Raw genomic sequence first — 26,659 nt, forward strand, 5'->3', positions numbered from 1 at the left:
CCTCGAAAGATTGGTAGATTGTTGACAATCTACCTTGGAGGTGTGGGCGTGACAACCACCGTCGCGATGCTCTACCCCGGCCACGCGGCCGAGGACGACTTCGCACTGATCGAGGCCGCGATCGGCGCTGTCGAGCCCCACTCCGAGGTCCGATTGCCGGTCGTGATCACCGAGGTGGACTCCGACGACCACACCGTCCAAGCCATGACTGCGGTCGGCGAGCAGGACCGCCTCTTCGACGGCGTGCGGCGAGCGCAGGCCCACCACCCATCGGCGCTGATGTGGGCGTGCACCTCGGGCAGCTTCGTCTACGGTTTCGACGGTGCCCGACGCCAGGCCGCCGATGTCGCCGGAAAGTCCGGCCGTCCGGCGTCGTCGACGTCACTGGCCTTCGCCGCGGCCTGCCGGCATCTCGGTCTGTCACAGGTCGCGATCGCCGCCACCTATCCGGAACCACTGGCGAGTCGCTTCACCGGGTTTCTCGCCGACGCGGGTGTCGAGGTGGTGGCCCTGCGCGCCAACGACATCGGGACGGCGACCGAGGCAGGCATGTTCGACGGCGACGGACTGTTCGACATGCTGTCGGCCGCCGATTCCGGCTCGGCACAAGCAATCCTGGTCCCCGACACCGCATTGCACACCGCGATGTGGGTCGTCGACCTCGAGGCCAAGTTCGGCAAACCCGTGCTGACCGCGAATCAGGTCACCGCGTGGGAGGGGCTCCGACTCACCGGGCTCACGGTCGACGCTCCCGGACTCGGGAGCTTGTTCACCTCTCCGCCCGGCCCACTCGCTGGTTGAGGGGTGTCCCTACCCGCTGGTTGAGGGGTGCCCCCACCCGCTGGTTGAGCCGGCCCCGAGCGGAGCGAGGCGCCGTGTCGAAACCACTCACAGGTCTCGTCAGAGTGTGTCCCCTACCCCTTGGTTGAGGGATGCCCCCACCCGCTGGTTGAGGGGTGCCCCCACCCGCTGGTTGAGGGGCGTCCCCACCCGCTGGTTGAGCCGGCCCCGAGCGAAGCGAGGCGCCGAGTCGAAACCACCTGGTAACCAGGCAAACCCGTAAGGACCTCAGCCCTCAACCGACCAACCCGAAAGCGCCGCAGATGTGTACGTCGAGTCGATGTCGTCGCGGAGGCTAGCCAGGCAGGCTGGCGTGTCACGCTGGCAAGCCGAAATCCAGAGACAGTCCGGAATGACGCCGGCCTGATTGTCGGCAGTTGAGTTTCTCGGGTCACCAGGTGGTTTGAGGTTCCCCTGAAAAAGTGGACACGGTTAGCTTGTTTGCTGACTTGTGTGTGATCTGATTTCGAAGTCGATAGGTGAGACCATCCCTAGCGAGCTATGCCTTCTGTCATGGTTGTAGAATCGGATGTAATTGTCAAGTCCGGCAGCAAGATTCGCGTAGCTGCCGTACGCGTGGCGCTTGTAGTTCTCGTGTTTGACCGTTGACCACAACGACTCGGCGCCGGCGTTGTCCCAGCAGATGCCGGTCGCGCCCATCGAGCGTTGCAAACCATGTCGACGGCACGCTGAAGCCATGTCGTAGCTGGTGTACTGACCGCCTCGGTCGCTGTGCAGAATGGTGCCGGCCACCGAACCGCCACGAGTGAGCACTGCAGCATCCACCGCGTCCTCGACGAGCTCGGTGCGCATGTGATCTGCCAGCGACCAGCCCAGCACTCGACGCGAGTGCTCGTCTCGGATCGCGCACAGGTAGGCGTCCCCTTCGCCGCAGGTCAGATAGGTGATATCGGAGGTCCAGACCAGGTTGATGCCGCCGCGATCGAAATCGCGGCCGACCCGGTCCGGCGGGAACGACGCGGCCGGATCGACCTGGGTGGTCCTGACCTTGAACGTGCGCGGACTGATGCCCTCGATGCCCATCTCGGCCATGATCTTGGCGACGGTGTTCTCCGAGACCGCCACCCCCTCAGCGTGCAGATCGGCGGTAATGCGCGGTGAACCGTAGATGCGTCGCGAGGCCTGCCAGTGCGCCAGAATCTTCACTTCCAGATCCCGGCGCCGCTGCTGTCGGGGCGTCAACTCGACACGATGTTGCCGATCTGCCCACGCGTAGAATCCGGACCGCGACACACCCAGGAGAGCAACAAGTTTCGTCACGTCGTGGTTGGCGCACTCCGCGGCGATGAGTTCGAAACGACTCACCGATGATGCTGCGCCGCAAAGTACGCCGATACTTTTTTCAGGAATGCGATATCACGGTCCTTCTCGGCGAGTTCGGCACGCAGCCTGGTCAGTTCTGAGCGTTCACTCGCCGACAGATCTTGGTCGGGCGGCACCTTGCGAACATCATCGGCGACGCCGTCTCGAAGCCGCTCAGCCCGAACCCATTTGCCCAGCAGATTCTCATGCACATTGAGTTCCCGAGCCACCTCGGTGATCGGCCGACCACCATCAATCACCCGACGAGCAGCCTGAGCCTTGTACTCCGGCGTAAACGACCGCCTCCTGGACATGTCGACATCCTTCCAGCAGGACCCCTGGCCCCACTATCTCGGTGTCCACTCAAACTGGGGAGGCTCAGTTTCGACACGGCGACTCGCCTAGCGGCTCGTTGCCGGCTCAACCAGCGGAGGGGAGGTGCCGCATCAACCAGCGGAGGGAGGTGCCGCATCAACCAGCGGAGGGAGGTGCCGGCTCAACCAGCGGAGGGGGGTGCCGGCTCAACCAGCGGAGGGGGGTGCCGCCTCAACCAGCGGAGGGAGCTGCCGGCTCAACCAGCGGAGGGGGGTGCCGCCTCAACCAGCGGAGGGAGGTGCCGGCTCAACCAGCGGAGGGGGGTGCCGGCTCAACCAGCGGGGGCTCGCGACCGACGCACAGTCAACGAGATTCGGCGCACGGCCGACGGATCAGTCGATCACCGCTTTCGCGACGGTGATGCAGGTGGTGATCCACTCCCGGTCGGCCGGTCGGAGCGGGCGTGACGCGCGGTCGGCGTCCTCGATCGCCCAGTGCGCGTTGAGGATCATCCGGACGATGACCCAGTCGCGGGCCCGGTCCGGATCGAGGTCCGCCGCATCGGTGATGGTGTAGAAGCGGCGGCGGATGTCGTACCGAACGTCGGACACGCGCGGGCCGAGGCGATTCCACAGCATGGGGGCGAGTTCGTAGTGCGCATCCCCCGACATCGGGCTCGGGTCGATGGCGACCCAGCGGCCGTCGGCATCGGCGAGGACGTTCTCGTGGTGCAGGTCGCCGTGCACGATGACACCCACCGTGGCCGTGTCGGCCAGGAAGTCCCGGCCGACCGACAGCGCCTGCTCGACGAACCGGCGCGGAACCGGCGCGTCCCGCGGGATGCCGGCCAGGTTGTCCAGCCAGCGCTCGAGATGTGTGGTGAGGAGCGCCAGCCGCCCCGGCGCAGGGATGTGCAACCGGCCGTAGAGACCGGCGACCACCCGGCATGCTTCGTCATCGTCGATGGTCGTCAGATCGCGTCGCGTCAGTCGTTCGAGGAGGATCGCGCGTCGACGCGGATCGGCGCGCAACATGCGTACCGCCCCGCGACCGTGCCAATGTTGCAGTCCCAGTGCCTCTTGCGCACCTTCGTCGTCACCGTCGAACGCCACCTTGAGGACCGCCCGCGCACCCTGCCGATCGAGCACGGGAACGACGAGTGACTCGAACCCGTGCCACAGCTCGTCACCGTCACGACGCAATCCCCACTCGTCCAGGAGGGCCGAGACCGCGCCCGGTAGACGCGACAGCCAGTCCACCCAGAGCGGACCGAGCGCGGCCTGCTCCGACAGACCGACCGGGATCTCCGGCGCCGTGATCACAGTGCGCCGCGGACGAACCGGTAGCCCATTCCGGCCTCGGTCAGGAGGTGCCGCGGGTGCGCCGGGTCCTCCTCGAGTTTGCGTCGAAGACTCGCCAGGTAGACGCGCAGGTAGTTGCTCTGCCCCAGGTACCCCGGGCCCCACACCGTGGTCAGGATGTCACTCTGCGACACCAGTTTTCCCTCGTGACGCACCAGCATCTCCAGGATGCCCCACTCGGTCGGCGTCAGGTGGACCGGAACCTCCCCGCGCGTCACCTGTTTGGCGGCCAGATCCACGACGAAGGCACCCGCGTCCACGACCGGCGCTTCCGACGTCGCGTTCGACACGGCTCCGCGCCGTAGCGCGGCTCGCAGCCGGGCCAGGAACTCCTCCATGCCAAAGGGTTTGGTGACGTAATCGTCGGCCCCCGAGTCCAGCGCGACGACCTTGTCGGCAGCGTCGGTGCGCGCCGACAGGACGATGACGGGCACCGTCGTCCATCCGCGCAGTCCCTCGAGAACCGTCAGACCGTCGATGTCGGGCAGGCCGAGATCGAGCACCACGACGTGCGGGTTCTCCCGCGCGGCCGCTGTCAGCGCGGCGGCCCCGGTGGCCGCGGTCGTCACCGCGAAGCCACGCGCGTTGAGGTTGATCCGTAGGGCCCGCAACAACTGCGGTTCGTCGTCGACGACCAGGACCCGTGTCTTCTCGGCGCTCATCGGGTCGGCCTTGCTGTCTCGGGGTGCGCGTCCTCGTCGGTCGCGGGCAGGTCGACGACCATGGTGGCGCCACCGCCCGGCGTGTCCTCGACGCTCAGCACGCCCCCGATTGCCGTGACGAATCCCCGCGCCACCGACAGCCCCAGGCCCACCCCCGACGACGCGCCGCTGGTGTCGCCATTCTGGTGGAAGGGTACGAAGATCTGGTCTCGATCCACCATCGGGAGACCGGTTCCGTGGTCAACGACCCGGATCACGCATCGGGGCGGGTCGGCGGGGGTCAGCCGGGCGGTGATCTCGACCTGCCCGCCGCCGTGTCGGCGCGCGTTGTCGATGAGGTTCGCCAGCGCACGCTCGAGCAGTCCGGGATCGGTGTACGCCCAGGCATGTTCGAGATCGAAGACCGGGCCCGGTGGCCGGTCGGGACGGCCCGCCGTCACCGCGGCGCGATGCACGACCTCGGGCAGGAAGGTCCGCTGCCGCTGCGGCCGGACCGCCCCTGCCGCGAGCCGCGAGGAGTCCAGCAGGTTCCCCACCAGCGAGGTGAGGTGATCGACCGACTCGTCGACGGTCGCCAGCAGTTCCGCGGTGTCCTCGTCACTGAAGGTGACGTCGTCACTGCGCAGGCTCGACACCGCCGCCTTCGCCGCGGCCAACGGCGTCCGCAGTTCGTGTCCGACCGCCGACAGCAGGGCCCGCCGTAGCTCGTCGGTGCGCGCGAGCGCGTCGGCCGTCGCCGCCTCGGCTTCGAGGGCGTGACGCTGCACGGCGCCCGCCGCCTGCCCGGCCACGGCCGACAGGACGCGACGATCCCGCGCCCCGAGCTTCGGCCCGCGCAGGAGCAGTTCGAACTCGTCACCCGGCACGACGCAGACGGTGTCGGCGTCCTCCGGGGTCGTCGGCGGTGAGTCGCCCACCGCGGCCTCGACCGTCCGGCCGGCCCGCGAGGTCCGCCGTACCACCGACACGGCCGACTGATCGTAGGTCTCCCGGAACCGGTCCAGCAGGACCGGGACGTCGGCACCGCCGAGCACGACGCTGGAGAACAGCGCGAGCAGTTCGGCCTCGCGGGCGGCGTCCTGCGCCTGTGCACGTCGAACGGTCGCCGAATCCACCAGCGCGGCAACCGCGATCGCGATCAACAACATCACCAGGATGGTGATCAGATTGTCGGGCTGGCTGATCGTGAACGTGAACCTGGGATCGGTGAAGAAGTAGTTCAGCAGCAGGCCGGAGATGACCGCCGACAACGCGGCCGGCAGGATGCCACCGAGCATCGACACCGCCAGCACCGCAACGAAGTACAGCGCCGATTGGCTGGCGAAACCGAGCCACGGGTCGAGCAGCTGGAGCACCCCGGTGACGACGGCCGGGACCAGCACCGCGAAGACCCAGCTCAGCGGCCGGTGGAAGCGGGTGTCCCGGATGTCTAGTCGGGACCGCCGGGTCGTCTCGTCGTGGGTCACCATGTGCACGTCGATGCGGCCGCTCTCGCTCACCACGGCGGCGCCGACGCCTTCGTCGAAGATCCGCTGCCATCGCGGTCGGCGCGAGGTGCCGAGTACGAGCTGGGTGGCGTTGACGCCACGTGCGAAGTCCAGCAGCGTGTCCGGGATGTCGTCGCCGACGACGGTGTGGATTCGCGCCCCGAATCCCGTCGCGAGTTCCTTGAGCGCGGCGAGGTCCACGCCCGCACCGGTCAGCCCGTCGCCCCGTACCACATGGACGGCCAGCAGTTCGGCGCTCGACCGCGATGCGATCCGGCTCGCGCGTCGGAGCAGGGTCGGCGATTCGGCGCCACCGGTGACGGCCACCACGACCCGTTCACGCGCTTCCCAGGTCTCGGTGATGGAGTGCGCCGCACGATAATCCGCGAGCTTGTCGTCGACCTGGTCGGCGAGCCACAACAGCGCGAGCTCGCGCAGCGCGGTGAGGTTGCCCTGCCGGAAGTAGTTGACCAGGGCACCGTCGACCCGCCCGTTCGGGTAGACCTTGCCCGCGGACAGGCGCTGGCGCAACGCTTGCGGATCGATGTCGACGAGTTCGATCTCGTCGGCACCGCGCACAATGTCGTCGGGCACGGTCTCCCGTTGCACCACTCCGGTGATCTGGGCGACGACGTCGTTCAGACTCTCCAGGTGCTGGATGTTGATCGTCGAGTAGACGTCGATCCCGGCGGCGAGCAACTCCTCGATGTCCTCCCACCGCTTGCGGTTTCGGAGCCCGGGGACATTCGTGTGGGCGAGCTCGTCGACCAGCACCACCTGCGGCCGGCGAGCCAGCACAGAGTCGAGGTCCATGTCCTCCAACGGTGTCCCGCGGTAGGGGCGCCTGGTGCGCGGGACGACTTCCACACCTTCCGCGAGGGCGGCAGTCGCGACCCGCCCGTGGGATTCGACGACCCCGATCACGACGTCCGTGCCCTCGTCGACAAGGGTTCTGGCCTGCGCGAGCATCTCGTAGGTCTTGCCGACGCCGGGCGCACAACCGAGGAACACCCGCAGTTTGCCGCGACCATCGTGGTGCCCGGTCGCCGCTGATGTCATCGACCGAGTCTAACCGCGCTCACGGGGCGCGACAGCCGGGCGGCGCGTGCCCCAGCGCGAGGTTCACCTCGAGGACGTTCACGCGGGGCTCACCGAGGAATCCGAACTGTCTGCCCTCGGTGTGCGCGTCGATGACCGCCTCGATCTCCGCGGGTGACCGACGGTTCTCGCGCGCGAGCCGGGCGACCTGTAGCCCGGCATAGGCGGGACTGATGTGCGGGTCGAGTCCCGACCCCGACCCGGTCACCGCGTCGGCGGGCACCTGCGCGGGTGTCACTCCCTCCCGTGCGGCGATCAGCGCGCGACGCGCGGTGACGTTGGTCAGCAGGACCTCGCTGTTGGGCCCCTGATTGGTCGCCGCGGACGCTGCCGGGTCCCCGGTCGCCATCGGCTCACCCGGGGCGCCCACAACCCGAGCATGCAGATAAGGATCGGGCGCACCCGCTTCGACCTGCGGGTCGACACCGATCAGCGTCGAGCCGACCGCACATCCCGCGGTATCGAACACCCGCGAGCCCTCCGCCCCGTCGGTGTTCACCCGCGAGATCGCCCACACGGCAGCCGGATAGGCGAGGCCCAGGATCAGCGTGAGACCGAGGATCATGCCCGCGGCGGCGACGCATTGCCGGACGAAGCCGGACCAGACTGTGTTCATGACGTCATCCCATTCCCGGAAGAAGACGAACGAGGAGATCGATCAGCCAGATGCCGACGAACGGCGTGACCACCCCACCGATTCCGTAGACGAGTAGGTTGCGGCCCAACAACTTCGACGCCGAGTCCGGCCGGTAGCGCACGCCGCGCAACGACAGCGGGATGAGCGCCACGATGATCAGTGCGTTGAAGATCACCGCGGACACGATCGCCGACTGCGCCGAATGCAGGCCCATGATGTTCAGGGCGTCGAGTTGTGGATAGACGGCGGTGAACATCGCGGGCAGGATCGCGAAGTACTTCGCGAGGTCGTTGGCGAGCGAGAACGTCGTCAGGGCACCTCGGGTGATCAGCAACTGCTTGCCGATGCCGACGACCTCGATGAGTTTCGTCGGGTCGGAGTCGAGGTCCACCATGTTGCCGGCTTCCTTGGCCGCCGATGTCCCGGTGTTCATCGCCAGCCCCACGTCGGCCTGCGCCAGCGCCGGTGCATCGTTGGTACCGTCGCCGGTCATCGCGACCAGACGCCCGGCGGCCTGCTCCGAGCGGATGAGATCCAGCTTCTGCTCGGGTGTGGCCTCGGCGACGAAGTCGTCGACACCGGCCTCGGTCGCGATGGCCCGGGCGGTGAGCGGGTTGTCGCCGGTGACCATCACGGTGCGGATGCCCATCGCGCGGAGCTGCGCGAACCGCGCTGTCATGCCGGGCTTCACCACATCGGACAGCCCGATCACACCCATGACGCGGGCGGGCCGGCCGGCGTCGCGGACGCCGACCACGAGCGGCGTGCCACCCGCCGACGACACCCGCTCCACATCGGCGGCGACGGCGTCGTCGACGGCCCCTGCTCCGGCGATCACCCAGCGGGTGACCGCGTCGGCGGCGCCTTTCCGATACTCGACCACACCGCCGTCGGTCCGGGAGTCCACGCCGCTCATCCGCGTCTGCGCGGTGAACGGGATGATCGTGTCGCCGGTCGCTGCGTCCGGCGCGATGCCGTACGCGGTCCGGCAGAGTTCGACGATGCTGCGTCCCTCGGGGGTGTCGTCGGCGAGACTGCAGCGGTGGGCGATTCGTGCCAGTTCGTCGACGGACACCCCGGGGGCCGCGTACAGATCGGTGGCGCGCCGGTTGCCGTAGGTGATGGTCCCGGTTTTGTCCATCAGGAGTGTGTCGATGTCGCCGGCCGCCTCGACCGCGCGCCCCGACATGGCCAGGACGTTGCGCTGCACCAGCCGATCCATGCCGGCGATGCCGATCGAGCTGAGCAGGGCGCCGATGGTCGTCGGTATGAGGCACACCAGCAGCGCGATCAGTTTCACCGGGTCGGGGGACTGCCCGGCGTACTCCTGCATCGGCGAGACAGCGACGACCGCGAGGAGGAAGATCACCGTCAGGCTCGTCAGCAGGATGTCCAGCGCGATCTCGTTGGGGGTCTTCGTCCGCGCGGCGCCCTCGACGAGCGCGATCATCCGGTCGACGAAGGTCTCCCCCGGCGCCGTGGTGATCCGGACGACGATGCGGTCGGAGAGCACCACGGTTCCGCCGGTGACCGCCGAGCGATCGCCACCGGATTCGCGGACGACCGGCGCCGACTCGCCGGTGATCGCCGACTCGTCCACGGTGGCGATCCCGTCGACGACGTCGCCGTCACCGGCGATGACCTCGCCCGCCTCGACCACGACGAGGTCGCCGATCCGCAGGTCGCTGCCGGCGACCTCCTCGGTCGCCCCGACCCCGGTGACGTCGTCGTCGGCGCGGAGCCGACGAGCGACCGTGTCCCGCTTCACCTTTCGCAGACTGTCGGCCTGCGCCCGGCCACGTCCCTCGGCGACGGCTTCGGCGAGGTTGGCGAACAGGACGGTGAACCACAGCCAGGCGGCGACGGTCCAGCTGAACCAGGATGGCCGCAGCATCGCGAGCAGGGTGGTGACGACGGCTCCGAGGAACACGACGAACATCACCGGGTTCCGGGCCTGATCGCGCGGGCTGAGCTTCCGCAGTGCCAGCGGCATCGACGTCACCAGCGAACGCACGTCGAAGGCGCCGCGCGACACCAGCGTCGGCTCGGCGTCGATGGGATCCACGACGCTCGTCTTGTCAGGATCGTCGGAGGTGACGAGTTGTGTGGTCACAGCAGTGCCTCGGCAATCGGTCCCAGCGCCATGGCCGGGAAGAAGGTGAGACCGGCGACGAGCACAATGGTCGCGGTCAGAAGGAATCCGAACAGGAGTCCGGAGGTGGGCAGGGTCGAACGCGTCTCCGCCGCAACGTCATCGGTGGCGGTGTCGGCAGGGACGGTGAGAACCGCGGTCGACGCGCCGCCGACTCGGTCCCCGATGGCGGCCGACGGTCGCGCGGGGTCCCCGGACCGGGCGTCACCACCGCGCGGCGTCTGCCGGGCGAGCAGCCCGGCCAGCGCGAGCACCAGCACGATCGGCAGGAAACGACCCACGAGCATCGCCATACCGAGCGAGGCCTGGAACCAGTCACCGGTCACCGTGAGTCCGCCGAACGCACTGCCGTTGTTGTTCGCCGCCGACGCGTACGCGTACAGGACTTCGCTGAACCCGTGGATCGAGCCCGGACTCCCCGGCGCCCCGCTGTTGCCCTGCGCCTGCGTCGTCGATCCCAGGATCATAGAGATCCCGGTGCCGATCAATACGAGCGCCGGCATCACCAGCACGTACAGCGCGGCCATGGTGATCTCGTGCTGTCCGATGCGTTTACCGAGGAACGTGGGCGAGCGCCCGACGAGCAGACCACCGATGAAGACGGTGATCATCGCCATCACGAGGATGCCGTAGAGACCCGATCCCACACCGCCGGGTGCGACCTCACCGAGCAGCATGTTCCACAGGACGGCGCCGCCGCCGACCGCCGAGAAACTGTCGTGCGCGGAGTTCACCGCGCCGGTCGACGTGCCGGTGGTCGACACCGCGAACAGCGCCGATCCGGGGATGCCGAACCGGACCTCCTTGCCTTCCATCATCCCCCCGGCGGCCGCGGAAGCGCTTCCGGGGGTGCGGCTCTCGAAGATCCACACGAGCGTGAGCATCAGCGACCAGATCGCGGCCATCACGCCGAGCAGCGTCAGTCCCTGCTGGCGGTCGCCGACCATCCTTCCGTAGGTGCGCGTCAGGCAGACCGGGATCAACAGGAGTACGGCGATCTCCAGCAGGTTCGACAAAGGCGTCGGGTTGGAGAACGGGTGTGCCGAGTTCGCCGACAGTGTCCCGCCGCCGTTGGTGCCGAGTTCCTTGATGGCCTCCTGCGAGGCGAACGGGCCGAGCATGCTCCGCGCGTCGGCACCGTCGAGGGTGGTCCACCCGAACCCGGTGTGCCAGGACTGCACCAGCCCCTGGGTGATCAGCAGTGTCGCGAGGACGAGACTGAGCGGCAACAGGATTCGGACCGATCCGCGCACCAGGTCCACCCAGAAGTTCCCGATCTCGCCGGTTCCGCGGCGGCTCACGATCCCGCGGATGACCGCGATCGCGACCGCCAGTCCCACCGCTGCCGAGACGAAGTTCTGGACGGCGAGGCCGAGCATCTGTGTCAGGTTGCTCATCACCACTTCGGGCGAGAAGGACTGCCAGTTGGTGTTGCTGACGAAGGAGATCGCGGTATTGAACGCCATCGACGGGGCCACACCGGATTTACCGTCGGACCACGGCAACACCCCCTGCAGACGCTGCAGCAGGTAGACGACGAGGAACGAGATCAGCGAAAAGGCCAGCACTGCAAGGGCGTAACCCACCCAGGTCTGCTGGCGGCGGGGGTCCACCCGCGCCATCCGGTAGAGGACGCGCTCGACGAGAAGGTCCCTCTCACCGGTGTAGACGCGTGCCATGTAATCGCCCAGGGGGACGTAGGCAACGGCAAGGATGACGACCAGCGCGGCCACCTGCAGCAGTCCCGCAACAGTTGTGTTCACGGCGTCAGAACCTCTCCGGGAACACCAGCGCGACGAGCAGGAACACCACGGTCGCGGCGGCGAGGGCCAGCAGCACGACGTTGGTCACCCCGTCGGCGGTCACGACTTGGTCCGCACATCGAGGGCTCGCACCGCCAGCACGCACAGGGCGAACCCTGCGAGGGCCGGCAGCACGTACACGAGGTCCGCCACGCAGTCACTCTCCGATCACATCGACGTCCACCACTCGGTGGCCACGTCGAAGGATCACGCAGCCCGACGGGCCGCGAAAGAGCTCTTAACACTTTCCATACGCGGGCCACGCCGTTATTGATGCGGCGTTGACATCCGCGCGGAGCGGCGCGGGTTGCTACGCCGTAGGCGTGATGACGATCCCCACGCTGCCGTGATCGCCCCGGCGGAGCTTGCTGCCGAGCATGGTGATCTTGCCGAGGAGTCCGTACTTGTCGGCGATGGCCTTCTTGACGCGGCCGCTGTCCGCGGCGTCGAGCACCTCGGCGGTGCCGCTGACGGGTGCACCGAAAGTCTTGTGGCCCCGGACGTCACAGGCCTGCACGACGACGCGCGGATCGCGTCGCAGGCGCTTGACCTTCCACGAATCCGCGACGGTCCACATGACGAGTTGGTCGCCGTCGAGCGCCGCCCACAGCGGCGAGGTCACCGCGGTGCCGTCCTTGCGGTAGGTCGTCAGATTCACGTACTTGGCGGTGCCTGCTTCGCCGAATGTCGCCGCGCTCGAGGTCATGCGGCAATGCTACGGGCAAACAGTGTCTGCGCATGGCCGTCCGACGTGCCCGCGGGCCCGTTGATCTCGCCGAGGACTCCGGCGTCGCACAGGGTCGCCCAGGCGGTGACCTGGTTCGCCGACAGGACGGGCTTGCCGAGTTCGGCTTCGAGGCCGGCGAGGATGTCGTAGGTCCACAGGTTGGTGCAGGACACGAAGATCGCCTCGGCATCGGGATGGTCCGCGGCGCGGATCAGGTCGGCGGTCACGTGGTAGGGAATCGTCCAGATCTCGTGGTCGCGGCCGAGCCCGGCCTGCGCCACGACGCTCCGGCCTGATTCGGCGAGGAAGTCGCACAGCAGAGCGGTGAGGTTCGCCGTGTAGGGCGTCGCGACCGAAAGCGTACCGATGCCCAGTACATCGAGCGCACGGATCAGTGCCTCCGACGTCGTCACCGCCCGGTCGGCACCGGCCGCGACCATGCAGTTCGAGATCTCGAGCGCACCGGCCATCCCGTAAACGAAGCTGCCGGATGCGCAGGCGTAACCGAAGGCGCGCGGCCCGACCGACGAGACGGCCCGCACGGCGGCGGCGATCTCGGCGTGGTTGTTCAGGTCGCGGCACAGTTCCACGTCCACGGGCGCGTCGATGAAACCGGTGCGGGTGAAGTACAGCGACACCGAATCCGGCATCCACCGCCACAGCTCACGATCGAGAGCCATGTCGAACGGGCACACCATCCCGATACCGATCTGGGCCGTCATGCAGGGATGATGGCACATTGTCGGATTGTCTACAATTTGTGCAGGCCCGCCTCGCGCAACGCCGCTTCCACGTCCTCGCGGATCACGCAGCCGTAGGCGTGGTCGTTGACCATTCCCGTCGCCTGCATGAGAGCGAACATCGTGGTCGGACCGACGAACCGCCAGCCGCGCTTCTTCAAGTCCTTGGACAGAGCGAGCGACTCGGGCGAGGTCGTCATCGAACCCGGCACGTGGTCCCCGGCGGGGGCGTATTTCCAGAAATAGGACTCCAGCGACCCCTGCTCGTCGATCAGTTCGACGGCCCGGCGAGCATTGTTGATCGATGCCTCGATCTTGCCGCGGTGTCGGATGACGCCGGCGTCGGCGAGCAGCCTGGCGACGTCGGCGTCGGTGAAGCGTGCCACGCGCTCGATGTCGAATCCGGCGAACGCGGCCCGGAAGTTCTCCCGCTTGATCAGAATCGTCCGCCAGCTGAGCCCGGACTGGAAACCCTCGAGGCAGACACGCTCGAACAGCGCCGTGTCACCGGCTATCGGGAATCCCCACTCCGTGTCGTGGTAGGTGGTCTCCGGCTCACGCGCCGCCCACAGGCAACGCGCTCGACCGTCGGCGATCGTTATGGTGTCGTCAGGCATGCACGCCCCTCTCGTCGCGAGGAGGCTACTCCGCGACACCGACATCCCAGCTCATCGGCGGTTCGGGGGGTACGAGCGCCGCCGTTATCTCCCCGTTACCAAGTATTGCGAAAGCGTCCCGTTGTGTGTCGCGATGATCACTTTGCGCAGCGCGGGGCATAGCGTTGGACACATCGCAACTCGGCCACCCGGCGCAGTGCCGCCCGACGTGAGCCCCGAGAGCGGGACAATCCATCTGCGGCAAGGAGCTTCGTGATGAAAGACACCGAACTGAGCACTCTCCTCGCCCGGGTGGCCACCGGCGACATGGACGCGTTCGCGCAGTTCTACGACGCGACGTGCGACCGGGTCTACGGCATGACGCTGCGGGTCCTCCGCGATCCGGGCTACAGCGAGGAGGCCACCCAGGAGACGTTCCTGGCGGTCTGGCGCAATGCCGACGCCTACGATCCCGCGTCCGGCTCCGCACTGTCGTGGATTCTCACTCTCGCGCATCGTCGCGCGGTCGATCGCGTGCGCTCCGAGTCGGCGGCGACCCGCCGGACCGTCGCCTACGGCATCGCCGACACCGGTCGCGAGGTCGACGAGGTCAGCGAATCGGTGGAGCGACGCGAGATCGCCCGTCTGATCCACACCGGCCTGGAAACCCTCACCCCGCTGCAGCGCCAGGCGATCGAGCTCGCCTACTTCCATGGGCTCACCTACCGCGAGGTCGCCGAGCATCTCGACGTCGCCCTGCCGACCGTCAAGTCCCGCATCCGGGACGGCCTGATCAGACTCCGGCAGACCGTGCCGGTTCGCGTCGCCTGACACCACCCGCGCCAAGCCCCACCGGCCCGACCGACCCCGCTCGACGGCGATCACCCGCCAACCGAGTGGGGTCGACTCATGTCGGCACCCCGGACGAATCGGCTGTGGCGTCGACCACACAAATTTTGGGACGCAGGCCAGGTCACAGCCGTTACCACCTGGCGTTCGACGCGAATCCACCGACCACGTCTCCCGCCGCCCGGCCCGGACAGGCAAAATCATGGGTGGATGTCACGCGAGTCCATCCCCGTCGTGATATCGGTAAAACCGGACCCACAAGGCCGCACACACAAACGCGTCGACCAAGACAGAATCGAGAACACATCGCATGAGTGCCGAACAGCCGACCATCATCTATACGCTGACCGACGAGGCACCCATGCTCGCCACTCACGCGTTTCTACCGGTCGTGCGCACGTTCGCCGGGGCGGCCGGGATCGCCGTCGAGACCAGCGACATCTCCGTCGCGGCTCGCATCCTCGCCGAGTTCTCCGACCTCCTGCCCGATGACCAGAAGGTCACCGACAACCTGGGCGAGCTCGGCAAGCTGACCCAGAAGTCCGACACCAACATCATCAAGCTCCCCAACATCTCCGCGTCGGTCCCCCAGCTGCTCGCCGCCATCAAGGAGCTCCAGGGCAAGGGTTACGACCTGCCCGACTTCCCGGGCAACCCGAAGACCGACGAGGAGCGCGCGATTCGCGACCGGTACACCAAGTGCCTCGGTAGCGCCGTGAACCCCGTTCTGCGCGAAGGTAACTCGGACCGTCGAGCACCGAAGGCGGTCAAGGAGTACGCGAAGAAGCACCCGCACAGCATGGGTGAGTGGTCGATGGCTTCGCGCACCCACGTCGCCCACATGCGCGAAGGCGACTTCTACCACGGCGAGAAGTCGATGACCGTCTCCGGCGACCGCAAGGTCAAGATGGAGCTGATCACCGACTCCGGCGAGACCCTCGTGCTCAAGCCCGAGGTCACGCTGACCGACGGTGACGTCATCGACAGCATGTTCATGAGCAAGAAGGCCCTGATCAAGTTCTACGAGGAACAGATCGACGACGCCTACAAGACCGGCGTGATGTTCTCGCTGCACGTCAAGGCCACCATGATGCGCGTCTCGCACCCCATCGTCTTCGGGCACGCGGTCAAGGTCTTCTACCGCGAGGCCTTCGAGAAGCACGGCGAACTCTTCGACGAGCTCGGCGTCAACGTCAACAACGGGCTGTCGGATCTCTACAGCAAGATCGAGTCGCTGCCCAGCGCGCAGCGCGAGGAGATCATCGACGACCTGCACAAGTGCCACGAGCATCGCCCCGAGCTGGCGATGGTCGACTCGGCCCGCGGCATCACCAACTTCCACTCCCCCAGCGACGTCATCGTCGACGCCTCGATGCCGGCCATGATCCGCGCGGGCGGCAAGATGTACGGCGCCGATGGCCGGCTCAAGGACACCAAGGCCGTCAACCCGGAGTCGACCTTCTCCCGCATCTACCAGGAGATGATCAACTTCTGTAAGACCAACGGACAGTTCGATCCCACGACGATGGGCACGGTGCCCAACGTCGGTCTGATGGCGCAGAAGGCCGAGGAGTACGGCTCGCACGACAAGACCTTCGAGGTCCCCGCGGGCGGCACCGCCAACATCACCGATCTGGAGACCGGCGAGGTGCTGCTCACCCAGACCGTCGAAGAGGGCGACATCTGGCGTCTGTGCATCGTCAAGGACGCGCCCGTCCAGGACTGGATCAAGCTGGCCGTGAACCGGTGCCGCGATTCCGGGATGCCGGTGCTCTTCTGGCTCGACCCGTACCGCCCGCATGAGAACGAGCTGATCAAGAAGGTCCACAAGTACCTGCCGGATCACGACACCGAGGGCCTCGACATCCAGATCATGTCGCAGGTCCGCGCCATGCGGTACACCCTCGAGCGCGTCGTCCGCGGCCTGGACACCATCTCGGCGACGGGCAACATTCTGCGCGACTACCTGACCGACCTGTTCCCGATCCTGGAACTCGGCACCAGCGCCAAGATGCTGTCGATCGTCCCGCTGATGGCCGGCGGCGGACTCTACGAGACCGGCGCGGGCGGCTCGGCACCGAAGCACGTCAAGCAGCTCATCGAGGAGAACCACCTCCGCTGGGATTCGCTCGGCGAGTTCCTCGCGCTCGCGGTGAGCCTCGAGGACGTGGGCAAGAAGTTCGACGACAAGCGCGCCGTTCTCCTCGCGAAGGCCCTCGACACCGCCACCGGCAAGCTGCTCGAGAACGACAAGGGACCGTCGCGCAAGACCGGCGAACTCGACAACCGCGGCAGCCAGTTCTACCTGGCGCTCTACTGGGCTCAGGAACTCGCCGCGCAGACCGAGGACGACGAGCTCGCGAAGCACTTCTCGTCGCTGGCCGAAACCCTCGCGGCCAACGAGGACAAGATCGTCGAGGAGCTCAACGCGGTTCAGGGCGAGCAGGTCGACATCGGCGGCTACTACTACCCCGACTGGGACAAGACCGCCGCCGTCATGCGTCCGAGCACGACGTTCAACGAGGCACTCGCGAACGCGCAGCGCTGATCTGGAAGTCGGCGTGGGTCTCGAGTGAGGCCCACGCCGACTCATCAGACCCATTCGAACTGGATCAGACGCTGGCCGCAGATGCCCGTCGCGTCAACAACATTCGGCCCGTGGAGTAGTGCGTGCGATCGACAAGATCCTCGAGGGGCGGGAGCCGCAGCTGGGGTTGACCAGTCGTGCGGTGGTCACGGCCCGTCGTGCGCCCATCGTGCGTGTCGGCGGGCACAGGCAACGCGTCTATCGGGCCCGTAAAGTCGGCGCGGCCGCACGTAGTCCTCTCGATCTCTTCGGCGTACACACACCCTGCTAGCAAACAGGTCGAGGATCGGTCAGTCGGAGTAGCGGGGCACGACGGCGAACACCTCGATGTCGCGCGGTACCCCCTTGGCGCGGAATCGCCGACGACGAGTGGCGTACCGATCAGCGCCGGCGGCCTCGACGGTCGCTCCGCTGGCCAACAGCTCACCGGCTCCCGCCGCTGCCGCGACCCGAGCGGCGACGTTCACATCGACACCGAGGAAATCGTCACCGACCGCCCGCGGTTCGCCGGTGTGGAGACCGGCTCGCAGCTGTGGCCGGTAGTCCCCGACCGTCAGGGCACTCACGGCGACAATCACCTCGTGACCGGCCTCGATCGCTTCGACACCGTCGATGAACACGGCCATCGTCCCGTCGCCGAGATGTTTGACGATGCGTCCGCCGCGGCTGCGCACGATGTTCTCGGTGACGCCGTTGACGTCGCGCAGGAGTTGGAGGACCTGGTCGTCTCCGGCATGCAGGGCCCACGTCGAGAATCCGACGAGATCGGTGACCAAGATGGTGGCGGGGACTGGGGTGCGTTCGGATCGACGACGTCGTGTGGTCACCAACGCCTGCCACACCTGGATCGATGCGAGGCCGAGCTCTCGTATGGCACTGGGTTTCTCGGGCCGGGACTCGCTGATGAGGCGGGCCACGCGGTCGGATGCACGCGGCCCGGTGATCGGGTTCTCGTCGTGCGGGATCAGATCTCGTGCGGCGCGAGCCGCCTTGACGACCCCGGCCCTGGAGTCGGTGCGGGCCAGCAGGTCGGCCATCCGGCGCCCGGGTCCGGGACGGTCGGGATCGTCGCGTCGGACGGGAAGCCGGTCGCCCCGACGACGGGTCGACCCACCGGTCCTATCGTTCGCTGCGGAGGGCCCGTCCGGGCCGTCCGCGGCGGATGTCGCATCGTCCTCGGTCGGACCGGGATCCGGGAGACCGTCGCGGTCACGTGTCGAATCGTCGGCTCCGGTCACGCCTTGAGTCTAGTGGCCCCGCTCATCGCGAGACCGACACCGCCGCGGCCTCGGTGACACCGTTCCAAACGCTGAACAAGCCACACAACGCCGACCCACGTCGCACTGCGACGGGGCCCGATGTGACGACTGATGACGTCGACAGTCGCGAACATCGACAAGGTGATCCAGACGCAGAACAACACAAACAACGCGAAACCGATATAGAACGGCCAGTTGTCCGCGCGGCAATCAGCAGCGCATTCGGATAGTCCGGCCGTGGCCACCAGCACATCCACCATCTAATCGCCGCGGGCAGCCCTACCCGACGGCCTCGTCGAGGAGGACGACCGTGTCGACGAGCGCACCGCCTGCACACGGATCATGCCATCGAAATTCACTCATCCATCATTACGGTCGGCCCTCACAGGCGGGTCGTCATTAGTTCGAGTGGCGCTGTACGAACTACGCGAAGCGTGCTGCACCCGTTCGATCAGAATGGGGCGGCGGAAATGTAGAGCCATGTGCTGCGGTCACCCGCCTGGGGGTCGAACCAGACGGTGAGATGACCGCCCCACTCCCCCGCTGACGCCGGGTCGTTGTAGTCGCCAGCCGGCCGGCCACATGCCATCAGAGTCGGTGAGGGCGGCGGGCCGTGCCTCGACGGTGAGCGCATCGACGCCATATTCGGCGGATCGGTGGTCGCACAGTGCAGCCGTGACTGCCGAATGATCCTGTCGCGCAACATCGCACCGTCCGCTTTCACGACGACGTAAGCACTCGGTTTGCCTTGCAACTGCGATGTCACTTCCCCGTAGTTGATGGCGCTGTCGTTCAGGTGAACACCCATGGCTTCGGCGATCCGTTCAGCCCCGTCGGCGTCTTCTGTGACCGACACCTTGGACAGGCTGTCCTCGAACCACGACGAGCGAAGAGTGAGCCAACCAGCGGCACCGATGAGCACGATCGCGGCGGCGAAGGCGGTGATGATTCCACCGAGCACCCAGAAAAACAACACCTTGGTACGCACTCATCAACTGTGGCACGCCTACATCTGCCCGCCATCACCTGCACGCGCTGGCCGCGGCGACGCACCGCGTCTGAGCAGGTCGGGATTGACGACTCGGATGGCCTGGACGAAGGCAACGACGAGCGCTCCGTAGCTGCACACCGAGTACGGCCGGGGGCTGTGGGTGCTCATTGTGATTCGGGGGTCGTCTCGAATCCAGTAGGTGCAGCGCACGCCGAGGGGAAGGAGCTCGAATCGGTGAGACCAGTCGAGGCTGGGATGGAATGTGCTCACCACGTCTGGAGGCGGCGGTGGTATGAGCCTCCCCAGTTTGAGTGGACACCGAGATAGTGGGGCCAGGGGTCCTGCTGGAAGGATGTCGACATGTCCAGGAGGCGGTCGTTTACGCCGGAGTACAAGGCTCAGGCTGCTCGTCGGGTGATTGATGGTGGTCGGCCGATCACCGAGGTGGCTCGGGAACTCAATGTGCATGAGAATCTGCTGGGCAAATGGGTTCGGGCTGAGCGGCTTCGAGACGGCGTCGCCGATGATGTTCGCAAGGTGCCGCCCGACCAAGATCTGTCGGCGAGTGAACGCTCAGAACTGACCAGGCTGCGTGCCGAACTCGCCGAGAAGGACCGTGATATCGCATTCCTGAAAAAAGTATCGGCGTACTTTGCGGCGCAGCATCATCGGTGAGTCGTTTCGAACTCATCGCCGCGGAGTGCGCCAACCACGACGTGACGAAACTTGTTGCTCTCCTGGGTGTGTCGCGGTCCGGATTCTACGCGTGGGCAGATCGGCAACATCGTGTCGAGTTGACGCCCCGACAGCAGCGGCGCCGGGATCTGGAAGTGAAGATTCTGGCGCACTGGCAGGCCTCGCGACGCATCTACGGTTCACCGCGCATTACCGCCGATCTGCACGCTGAGGGGGTGGCGGTCTCGGAGAACACCGTCGCCAAGATCATGGCCGAGATGGGCATCGAGGGCATCAGTCCGCGCACGTTCAAGGTCAGGACCACCCAGGTCGATCCGGCCGCGTCGTTCCCGCCGGACCGGGTCGGCCGCGATTTCGATCGCGGCGGCATCAACCTGGTCTGGACCTCCGATATCACCTATCTGACCTGCGGCGAAGGGGACGCCTACCTGTGCGCGATCCGAGACGAGCACTCGCGTCGAGTGCTGGGCTGGTCGCTGGCAGATCACATGCGCACCGAGCTCGTCGAGGACGCGGTGGATGCTGCAGTGCTCACTCGTGGCGGTTCGGTGGCCGGCACCATTCTGCACAGCGACCGAGGCGGTCAGTACACCAGCTACGACATGGCTTCAGCGTGCCGTCGACATGGTTTGCAACGCTCGATGGGCGCGACCGGCATCTGCTGGGACAACGCCGGCGCCGAGTCGTTGTGGTCAACGGTCAAACACGAGAACTACAAGCGCCACGCGTACGGCAGCTACGCGAATCTTGCTGCCGGACTTGACAATTACATCCGATTCTACAACCATGACAGAAGGCATAGCTCGCTAGGGATGGTCTCACCTATCGACTTCGAAATCAGATCACACACAAGTCAGCAAACAAGCTAACCGTGTCCACTTTTTCAGGGGAACCTCAGTAGTTGCTCAGGGGAAAGCCGACGGGTACAAACCCATCACGCACCGAACACGTGTGACCGGGGTAGTCGTTGTAATCGTCGAGACTGGTCAACGCGAGGAAAGCAATTGCCCCGCAGATCGCCAGCACCGCAGAAACTGCGGCCGAAGATCGTCGGATGTTTCGGCCAGCGGCGCTGAAGGAGAGCCAGATGGTCCACGCCCAGAACATGAGCGCGAGGGCGACCGGTGGCGTGAGCAGAACGAAGAACCCTTCCACCGTCACTCGTTCTCTCGGCAGACCGCTACTACTCCGCAATCGTTCCACCTGACCCGGACTCCGATTGACCTCGATGTCCGCACCGGCTCAGGTCCTGCCGGAGGTGAACGAATGAGATTGGTCTCGCAGCGGTCCGCCTGAACCATTCTTCTTCAGCTTCGGCTTCGCCCACCCGGCTGATTACGGGGCGTGTATGACTGGGCACCCGAGCTCTACACCGGTCCACTCGAGCAGCCGTCGCTCGCCACCGTGCAGCACCTCCTCCATCCCAACGAGCCCGTCACAGGCTCACCAGTCACTCAGTCGAGCGGTACCGGTTAGGCGACCAGTTGTTGGCGGCTTCTGCCGACACCTAGGACTGTCCCGTCGTCTACCGTCGAAATCATGGCCGACGTCAACTTCTACTTCGACCCCGTCTGTCCGTTCGCGTGGATGACGAGCAAGTGGGTGCGAAAGGTACAGGCGCAGCGGGACTACACGGTGGAATGGCGGTTCATCTCGCTACGTCTGCTGAACGCACACGTCGATTACGACGCGCAGTTCCCGCCGGAGTACGAGGCCGGGCACACCGCCGGACTCCGCCTCCTGCGCGCGGCGGCGAGCATCCGCCGCGAACACGGACCGGCCGCCATCGGCCCGCTCTACGAAGCCCTCGGCACGCGGATCTTCGACGCGCACACCGGTTCCTACACCGTCGACACCACCGACTTTCGCGGTACCGCGGAGTTCCTCGGACCCGTCCTGGACGAACTCGGGTTGCCCGCGCACCACCTGAACGCCCTCGACGACGCCCAGTTCGACGCGGAGATCCAAACCGAGACCGACGAGGCCCTGTCCCTGACCGGTCGTGATGTGGGTACGCCGATCATCCACTTCCAGCCGCCCGAGGGAGTTGCATTCTTCGGGCCCGTGATCAGCCGTCTACCCGGTGACGACGACGCGGTCGTGCTGTGGGACCACGTGATCGGGCTGGCGAGCTTCCCGGGTTTCGCCGAGCTCAAGCGGAGCCTGCGGGAGAAGCCACAACTGCGGGCCTTCGGAGTGACCGACGGCGAGGCGGGTGTCGAGGAGGACTGGCACGGCGGGAGTCGGCGCACCAAGAAGTGAGCCGCCCCGGCGTCTACTTGAACGGATTGAGCGTCCGGCCGAGGAAGTACTGGATACCCGGCGGAATGGGACGCACGGCCGTCGTGACCAGCTTGTTCACCATGCCGGTCACGCACACCGCGTCGCCCTTCATCACCGCGTTCCACCCCTCGCGCACGACGTCCTCCGGCTCCTGCCACAGCACGCCGGGCAGGCGATCGGCGGTCTCGCGGGTCTCCGCACCCATCGCATCGTGGAACTCACTCCTGGTGAAACCGGGACACAGCGCCGTCACGTGGATGCCGTGCGGTTTCAGCTCCATGTCCAGGGACTGGGACATCAGCAGCACATACGACTTGATCGCGGAGTAGAGCAGGCCCTCCGCCGGAGGCAGCAGCGCCGTGATGGACGAGACGTTCACGATCCGCCCCCACCGGCGCTTCTTCATCCCCGGGAGCACGCGGTGGGACAGCTCGGTCAGCGAGGTCAGCATCAACTGCAGCTGCCCTCCGACCTCCTCCCACGGCGTCTCGGCGAACTTGGTGCTCAGCGACCATACCGGCGTTGTTGATCAGCACGTCGATGTCCAGCCCGAGTTCATCGGCGCGCTCGATGATCGCGGCCGGCGTGCCGGGTTCGGACAGATCCCCGGCGAACACCTCACAGCGAACGCCGTGCTCGCGATGTAGTCGCTCGGACAACTCGTCGAGCCGTTCGGCCCGACGGGCGACCAGCAGTAGGTCGTACCCTTCCGCGGCGAGATGTTCCGCGAACGTCTTGCCGATCCCGGCGGAGGCGCCGGTGATCACGGCGGTGCGGTGGTCGAATGAACTGCGTCGATCCGAGGACATGCGCCGGCTTTCTGTCGATGGACGATGCCGCGAGTAGTACCAGACCGCGCGTCCCTCGTCGGATCACGACAGGCGAGTTTGTTCCAACGAACAGGCTCAGGGAACGTGTCCGTACGGGTGCCAGCCGGACGGATTCCACTTGCCGCCGCGTTCTTGCCGGACCTCGCGCAGGCTGGTACCCACATACCGGGCCTCGAGTTCGGCGTCGGGTTTCCCGGTGTACACCCACCGCTTCGGATCCAGGTTTCCCTCGGCGTCGCGGTAGGACTCCCAGTAGTCGACGCGATGGACGGCCCGGACGAGATCGTCGGCGAACACCAGCACCGGTAGATCGGGGACGGTTCGGTGCGGCCCCGCACGCCAAGCGCTGCGAGCGGATTCGTAGATCACCTCGGCAGTGGCGTCGCTGCGGGCGGACTCGTCGACCTTCACCAGCACGCACACGTCGGGCAACGGCGGCGACACCGGCGCCGCATGTCGCAGGATCAGCTCCTCGATGCGCCACGGCCCCTGTGCATCCGGCGTCTCCGGAAGTTCCGATCCGGCCAGAGCGACGACGTCGACTACCGTGCGTCGTAGCGAAAGCGCGTGCGCTGCAGCCGAATCGACAGAATCTACATCGTACCGCAGAATCCAGTGTTCGACGCCGAACCCGTCGGCGTCGATGTCGCGGATACGCTCGGAGATGGCGGCCGCGACCTCGGCCGGATCGTCGTCGCCGACGATGTCGGCAGGGTCGGGTGCGTCGCCCGCCAGCGCGGCGGCGGTATGGCGGTATACGCGGTTCCCGCGGCCGGCGTCGACATGGAACACCGTGGCGTCACGCGGATCGACCAGTGCATAGACGTAACTACCGAGCACCGTTTGCGCTTCGTGGGGAACAGGTTTCGGGGCACCGGGCGCGGGGACGCCGACCGGCCGCAGCAGGGTGAGGACCTCGTCGACCACCGAAGGGCGGACCCCGAGCCCCCCGGCGGTGATCCCGCCGAAGACGACCTCGCCGGCGCGCTCCCGGTCGACGAATCGTCGGCCGGCGAAACGGTCGACGGCGCGCACCACATCGGCGACCTCGGCGCGCCGGGCCGCCGCACTGCGGGAGAACGTGCGCTCGTCATCCGGGTCGAGCATCTCCGCGAACGCCGACGACGACAAGAAGTCGCCGAGCGCCGTCCGGGGCAGCTCGACCGCATCGATCCTGTTCACCGCCATGGTCGCATGATGCCAGCACCCGACACGCAAACCCGCGAAGCGCTAGTGTACGTTTGTACATGTACATTCGTACATTAACTTGGAAGGGTAGTGATGACCGAGGCAGCGCCCCGCCGCCGACGAGATCCCGAGGAACGGCGACGCACCATTGTCGAGGCCGCCGCCACGCTCATCACCGAGGTGGGCTCCGAGGGGCTCACCCACCGGCTCGTCGCGAAACGTGCCGGTGTGCCGCTCGGTTCGACGACGCAGTACTTCGCCACGCTCGACGATCTGCGCGAGGCAGCGCTCGCCCGCCTGGCCGACGACATCGACTCCGGCCTGGCCGAGGTGGCCGAGACCCTCGCCGAACACGGCCCAGCCGCGGCGGTCTTCGCCGAGACGCTCCACGACTATCTGTCCGACGAGCGGTTGATCCGCGCCGACCTCGCGCTCGTGTCGGCCGCCGTCCTCGATCCCGCGCTCCGCCCGCTCGCGGTTCGCTGGCCCGACGGGCTGGTCGAGATCCTCATCCCGCACGTCGGGCAGACGGCCGCTCGCGCGATCGCCGCGTACACCGACGGCGTGGCCATACACGCACTCCTCTACGGGACGCCGCTGTCCCTCGACGACCTGACCGCCACCCTGACGGCCCTGACCGGGCTGCCCTCCCCCGAGCACGACCGGAGCCGACGATGACCCAGCGATCCGCCACCGAGACCACCAGCGCAGACGGCCTGTCCTTCCGGCGCCGATGGGCGTCGGCCGCCGTGTTGTCGGCCAGCCTGCTGGTCATCACCGTCGACCTCACGATCCTCAACGTCGCACTCCCCGACCTGGCCGGCGACCTGCGCCCGACCGCCGATCAGCAGCTGTGGATCATCGACGCCTACTCGCTCGTCCTGGCCGGCCTGCTGCTCTCCATGAGTTCACTGGCCGACCGGTGGGGCCGAAAACGGATGCTGGTCACCGGCTTCGCGGTGTTCGGTGGGGCCTCGGCACTGGTCCTGCTGGCCGAGTCACCCGAGGCGGTGATCGCGGTCCGGGTGCTGCTGGGCGTCGGCGGCGCGATGATCATGCCGACCACGTTGTCCCTGCTGCGCAGCATCTTCACCGACCCCGCCGAGCGTGCGACCGCCCTCGGGCTCTGGGCCGCGGTGTCGGGCCTCGGTGCGGCCGTCGGGCCGATCGTCGGCGGAGTTCTGCTCGAGTACTTCTCGTGGCGCGCCGCGTTCCTCGTCAACGTCCCGCTGATGGCGGTCGCCATCGTGGCCGCAGTGCTGATCCTGCCGGAGTCGAAGCACCCGCAGCCGGGCCGGTGGGACGCCGTCGGTGCGCTGATGTCGATCGCCGGCATGGTCGCCCTGGTCTGGGCCATCAAGCGGTTCGCCAAGGAGGAGAGCCTCCTCGCACCGGCCGCCTGGGTGGCCCTGATCGGCGCGGTCCTCATCCTGGCCCTGTTCGTCCGACGCTGCATGCGACGCACCGAGCCGCTTCTCGACGTCTCGTTGTTCCGCAGCCGGCCGTTCAGTGCGGGTGTTCTCGCCGCGCTCGGCTCGATGTTCGGACTGGCGGCGGCGCTCTTGCTGCTGGCCCAGTGGCTCCAGTTGGTCGAGGGCCACTCCCCGATCGCGGCCGGTGTGCGGCTGTTGCCGGTGGCGGGAGCGGCGATCGTGTCCTCGATGATCGCCGCCCCGCTGTCCCGGATGATCGGAGCCCGAGCCGTCGTGGCCGGCGGTATCGGCATCGCCGGCGTCGGGATGGCGCTGATGTTCCTCGGTTCCGACGGCCTCGACTACGGCACCGTCGCCACCGCCCAGGTGTTCGTCGGATTCGGCATCGGATCACTGGCCATCGCATCGGCGATGATCATGGCCGGCACCCCGGATGCCAAGGCGGGCAACGCCGCCGCGCTGGAAGAGACCGCCTACGACCTGGGCAATGTGCTCGGGGTCGCGATCCTCGGCAGCGTGGCGTCGATCATCTACCGGACCACGCTGACGGCCGAGCCCGTCCCCGGCGTACCCGCCGAGGTGACCGACGCGGCCGGCGAATCCCTCGGCGCCGCCATGGGTCTCGCCGAAGCCGCCGGGGCACCGGGCCTCGCGGAGCGGGCGGCGGCCGCGTTCACCGACGCCATGCAGCAGACGAGCCTGGTCGGCGGGGTCACGCTGGTCGCCGTCGCCGTGGCCGTCTTCGCGCTCGTGCCGCGCGGCACGGATGTCACGGCCGCGCAGCACTGACGTAGTCGTGCCTG

The 26,659-nt window shown here is 67.1% G+C and carries 24 protein-coding genes and 1 pseudogene; 8 read left to right on the top strand and 17 right to left on the bottom strand.

Annotation, left to right across the window (positions count from 1 at the left end):
• Nucleotides 1-48: 48 nt before the first annotated feature.
• Entirely contained in the window at nucleotides 49-801 is a 753-nt protein-coding gene (locus AC3B5T_RS02625; protein WP_488358233.1) for a maleate cis-trans isomerase family protein, read from the top strand.
• 471 nt (nucleotides 802-1,272) lie between these two features.
• Here AC3B5T_RS02625 and AC3B5T_RS02630 read toward each other — a convergent pair whose 3' ends face one another.
• From AC3B5T_RS02630 to AC3B5T_RS02685, 12 genes are all read right to left on the bottom strand, one after another.
• The gene (locus tag AC3B5T_RS02630) at nucleotides 1,273-2,166 is read right to left on the bottom strand and encodes an IS3 family transposase (RefSeq protein WP_165630008.1); all 894 of its coding nucleotides are present in this window, start codon (nucleotides 2,164-2,166) and stop codon (nucleotides 1,273-1,275) included.
• A complete protein-coding gene (locus tag AC3B5T_RS02635; protein WP_068969944.1) occupies nucleotides 2,163-2,477 on the bottom strand; it encodes a transposase in 315 nt (104 codons plus the stop codon). The genes AC3B5T_RS02630 and AC3B5T_RS02635 overlap by 4 nt, the downstream gene beginning before the upstream one ends.
• A gap of 393 nt (nucleotides 2,478-2,870) precedes the next feature.
• A complete protein-coding gene (locus AC3B5T_RS02640; protein WP_165629615.1) occupies nucleotides 2,871-3,800 on the bottom strand; it encodes an aminoglycoside phosphotransferase family protein in 930 nt (309 codons plus the stop codon).
• The gene (locus AC3B5T_RS02645) at nucleotides 3,797-4,501 is read right to left on the bottom strand and encodes a response regulator (RefSeq protein WP_165629614.1); all 705 of its coding nucleotides are present in this window, start codon (nucleotides 4,499-4,501) and stop codon (nucleotides 3,797-3,799) included. Before AC3B5T_RS02645 ends, AC3B5T_RS02640 begins: the two co-directional genes overlap by 4 nt.
• Complete coding sequence (locus tag AC3B5T_RS02650; RefSeq protein ID WP_280360175.1) at nucleotides 4,498-7,047, bottom strand: DUF4118 domain-containing protein; 2,550 nt, start codon at nucleotides 7,045-7,047, stop codon at nucleotides 4,498-4,500. Before AC3B5T_RS02650 ends, AC3B5T_RS02645 begins: the two co-directional genes overlap by 4 nt.
• A 19-nt stretch (nucleotides 7,048-7,066) precedes the next feature.
• On the bottom strand, nucleotides 7,067-7,702 hold the full coding sequence (locus AC3B5T_RS02655; RefSeq protein WP_280360176.1) for a potassium-transporting ATPase subunit C: 636 nt from the start codon (nucleotides 7,700-7,702) through the stop codon (nucleotides 7,067-7,069).
• A gap of 4 nt (nucleotides 7,703-7,706) precedes the next feature.
• Entirely contained in the window at nucleotides 7,707-9,788 is a 2,082-nt protein-coding gene (gene kdpB / locus AC3B5T_RS02660; RefSeq protein WP_280361810.1) for a potassium-transporting ATPase subunit KdpB, read from the bottom strand.
• A 44-nt stretch (nucleotides 9,789-9,832) separates the two neighbouring features.
• Nucleotides 9,833-11,638 carry a potassium-transporting ATPase subunit KdpA gene (gene kdpA / locus AC3B5T_RS02665; RefSeq protein ID WP_280360177.1) on the bottom strand — a complete coding sequence of 602 codons (1,806 nt, stop codon included), beginning with the start codon at nucleotides 11,636-11,638 and terminating at the stop codon, nucleotides 9,833-9,835.
• Nucleotides 11,639-11,642: 4 nt separating this feature from the next.
• Nucleotides 11,643-11,741, bottom strand: coding sequence for a potassium-transporting ATPase subunit F (locus AC3B5T_RS02670; RefSeq protein ID WP_083229393.1), 99 nt, complete (start codon nucleotides 11,739-11,741; stop codon nucleotides 11,643-11,645).
• Between the two features lie 246 nt (nucleotides 11,742-11,987).
• Complete coding sequence (locus AC3B5T_RS02675; RefSeq protein ID WP_068971209.1) at nucleotides 11,988-12,383, bottom strand: PPOX class F420-dependent oxidoreductase; 396 nt, start codon at nucleotides 12,381-12,383, stop codon at nucleotides 11,988-11,990.
• The gene (locus AC3B5T_RS02680) at nucleotides 12,380-13,126 is read right to left on the bottom strand and encodes a maleate cis-trans isomerase family protein (RefSeq protein WP_280360178.1); all 747 of its coding nucleotides are present in this window, start codon (nucleotides 13,124-13,126) and stop codon (nucleotides 12,380-12,382) included. The genes AC3B5T_RS02675 and AC3B5T_RS02680 overlap by 4 nt, the downstream gene beginning before the upstream one ends.
• Before the next feature lie 29 nt (nucleotides 13,127-13,155).
• Nucleotides 13,156-13,761: a DNA-3-methyladenine glycosylase I gene (locus tag AC3B5T_RS02685; protein WP_280360179.1), complete on the bottom strand. Its 606-nt coding sequence runs from the start codon at nucleotides 13,759-13,761 to the stop codon at nucleotides 13,156-13,158.
• Nucleotides 13,762-14,016: 255 nt separating this feature from the next.
• Between AC3B5T_RS02685 and sigK the strand changes: the two genes are divergently transcribed.
• Nucleotides 14,017-14,571, top strand: coding sequence for an ECF RNA polymerase sigma factor SigK (gene sigK, locus AC3B5T_RS02690; protein ID WP_058249824.1), 555 nt, complete (start codon nucleotides 14,017-14,019; stop codon nucleotides 14,569-14,571).
• Nucleotides 14,572-14,899: 328 nt separating this feature from the next.
• Complete coding sequence (locus AC3B5T_RS02695) at nucleotides 14,900-17,137, top strand: NADP-dependent isocitrate dehydrogenase (RefSeq protein WP_280360180.1); 2,238 nt, start codon at nucleotides 14,900-14,902, stop codon at nucleotides 17,135-17,137.
• A gap of 329 nt (nucleotides 17,138-17,466) precedes the next feature.
• On the opposite strand, the gene AC3B5T_RS02700 is transcribed toward AC3B5T_RS02695, so the two are convergent.
• Both AC3B5T_RS02700 and AC3B5T_RS02705 read right to left on the bottom strand, forming a co-directional pair.
• Complete coding sequence (locus AC3B5T_RS02700; protein WP_205333914.1) at nucleotides 17,467-18,414, bottom strand: adenylate/guanylate cyclase domain-containing protein; 948 nt, start codon at nucleotides 18,412-18,414, stop codon at nucleotides 17,467-17,469.
• Nucleotides 18,415-18,886: 472 nt separating this feature from the next.
• Nucleotides 18,887-19,423 (bottom strand): hypothetical protein, encoded by a 537-nt coding sequence (locus tag AC3B5T_RS02705; protein WP_280360181.1) that lies wholly within the window; start codon nucleotides 19,421-19,423, stop codon nucleotides 18,887-18,889.
• A 363-nt stretch (nucleotides 19,424-19,786) separates the two neighbouring features.
• Here AC3B5T_RS02705 and AC3B5T_RS02710 point away from each other — a divergent pair, with 363 nt between their 5' ends.
• Both AC3B5T_RS02710 and AC3B5T_RS02715 read left to right on the top strand, forming a co-directional pair.
• Nucleotides 19,787-20,101: a transposase gene (locus AC3B5T_RS02710; RefSeq protein ID WP_068969944.1), complete on the top strand. Its 315-nt coding sequence runs from the start codon at nucleotides 19,787-19,789 to the stop codon at nucleotides 20,099-20,101.
• Complete coding sequence (locus AC3B5T_RS02715; RefSeq protein ID WP_165630008.1) at nucleotides 20,098-20,991, top strand: IS3 family transposase; 894 nt, start codon at nucleotides 20,098-20,100, stop codon at nucleotides 20,989-20,991. The genes AC3B5T_RS02710 and AC3B5T_RS02715 overlap by 4 nt, the downstream gene beginning before the upstream one ends.
• Nucleotides 20,992-21,016: 25 nt before the next feature.
• On the opposite strand, the gene AC3B5T_RS02720 is transcribed toward AC3B5T_RS02715, so the two are convergent.
• A complete protein-coding gene (locus tag AC3B5T_RS02720) occupies nucleotides 21,017-21,277 on the bottom strand; it encodes a hypothetical protein (protein ID WP_205333953.1) in 261 nt (86 codons plus the stop codon).
• Between the two features lie 384 nt (nucleotides 21,278-21,661).
• On the opposite strand from AC3B5T_RS02720, the gene AC3B5T_RS02725 reads away from it, so the two are divergent.
• Nucleotides 21,662-22,384 (top strand): mycothiol-dependent nitroreductase Rv2466c family protein, encoded by a 723-nt coding sequence (locus AC3B5T_RS02725; protein WP_068971106.1) that lies wholly within the window; start codon nucleotides 21,662-21,664, stop codon nucleotides 22,382-22,384.
• Between the two features lie 13 nt (nucleotides 22,385-22,397).
• On the opposite strand, the pseudogene AC3B5T_RS02730 reads toward AC3B5T_RS02725, so the two are convergent.
• Together AC3B5T_RS02730 and AC3B5T_RS02735 are read right to left on the bottom strand one after the other, a co-directional pair.
• Nucleotides 22,398-23,214 (bottom strand): annotated as a pseudogene (locus AC3B5T_RS02730) (SDR family NAD(P)-dependent oxidoreductase).
• Nucleotides 23,215-23,310: 96 nt separating this feature from the next.
• Nucleotides 23,311-24,408, bottom strand: a complete 1,098-nt coding sequence (locus AC3B5T_RS02735) for a GIY-YIG nuclease family protein (RefSeq protein WP_205333967.1) — start codon at nucleotides 24,406-24,408, stop codon at nucleotides 23,311-23,313.
• A 108-nt stretch (nucleotides 24,409-24,516) separates the two neighbouring features.
• Here AC3B5T_RS02735 and AC3B5T_RS02740 point away from each other — a divergent pair, with 108 nt between their 5' ends.
• Together AC3B5T_RS02740 and AC3B5T_RS02745 are read left to right on the top strand one after the other, a co-directional pair.
• Nucleotides 24,517-25,101, top strand: a complete 585-nt coding sequence (locus AC3B5T_RS02740; RefSeq protein ID WP_068971108.1) for a TetR/AcrR family transcriptional regulator — start codon at nucleotides 24,517-24,519, stop codon at nucleotides 25,099-25,101.
• Nucleotides 25,098-26,645, top strand: a complete 1,548-nt coding sequence (locus AC3B5T_RS02745) for an MFS transporter (protein ID WP_205333954.1) — start codon at nucleotides 25,098-25,100, stop codon at nucleotides 26,643-26,645. The genes AC3B5T_RS02740 and AC3B5T_RS02745 overlap by 4 nt, the downstream gene beginning before the upstream one ends.
• The last annotated feature ends 14 nt before the right edge of the window (nucleotides 26,646-26,659 follow it).

The sequence above is a fragment of the Gordonia sp. G4 genome, from assembly GCF_057770005.1.

Bases quoted from the DNA above. Each gene is read 5' to 3' on its own strand.
- AC3B5T_RS02635 (WP_068969944.1), bottom strand. From the start codon at position 2,477: ATGTCCAGGAGGCGGTCGTTTACGCCGGAGTACAAGGCTCAGGCTGCT.
- AC3B5T_RS02645 (WP_165629614.1), bottom strand. From the start codon at position 4,501: ATGAGCGCCGAGAAGACACGGGTCCTGGTCGTCGACGACGAACCGCAG.
- AC3B5T_RS02650 (WP_280360175.1), bottom strand. From the start codon at position 7,047: ATGACATCAGCGGCGACCGGGCACCACGATGGTCGCGGCAAACTGCGG.
- AC3B5T_RS02655 (WP_280360176.1), bottom strand. From the start codon at position 7,702: ATGAACACAGTCTGGTCCGGCTTCGTCCGGCAATGCGTCGCCGCCGCG.
- AC3B5T_RS02675 (WP_068971209.1), bottom strand. From the start codon at position 12,383: ATGACCTCGAGCGCGGCGACATTCGGCGAAGCAGGCACCGCCAAGTAC.
- AC3B5T_RS02680 (WP_280360178.1), bottom strand. From the start codon at position 13,126: ATGACGGCCCAGATCGGTATCGGGATGGTGTGCCCGTTCGACATGGCT.
- AC3B5T_RS02685 (WP_280360179.1), bottom strand. From the start codon at position 13,761: ATGCCTGACGACACCATAACGATCGCCGACGGTCGAGCGCGTTGCCTG.
- sigK (WP_058249824.1), top strand. From the start codon at position 14,017: ATGAAAGACACCGAACTGAGCACTCTCCTCGCCCGGGTGGCCACCGGC.
- AC3B5T_RS02695 (WP_280360180.1), top strand. From the start codon at position 14,900: ATGAGTGCCGAACAGCCGACCATCATCTATACGCTGACCGACGAGGCA.
- AC3B5T_RS02710 (WP_068969944.1), top strand. From the start codon at position 19,787: ATGTCCAGGAGGCGGTCGTTTACGCCGGAGTACAAGGCTCAGGCTGCT.
- AC3B5T_RS02725 (WP_068971106.1), top strand. From the start codon at position 21,662: ATGGCCGACGTCAACTTCTACTTCGACCCCGTCTGTCCGTTCGCGTGG.
- AC3B5T_RS02740 (WP_068971108.1), top strand. From the start codon at position 24,517: ATGACCGAGGCAGCGCCCCGCCGCCGACGAGATCCCGAGGAACGGCGA.
- AC3B5T_RS02745 (WP_205333954.1), top strand. From the start codon at position 25,098: ATGACCCAGCGATCCGCCACCGAGACCACCAGCGCAGACGGCCTGTCC.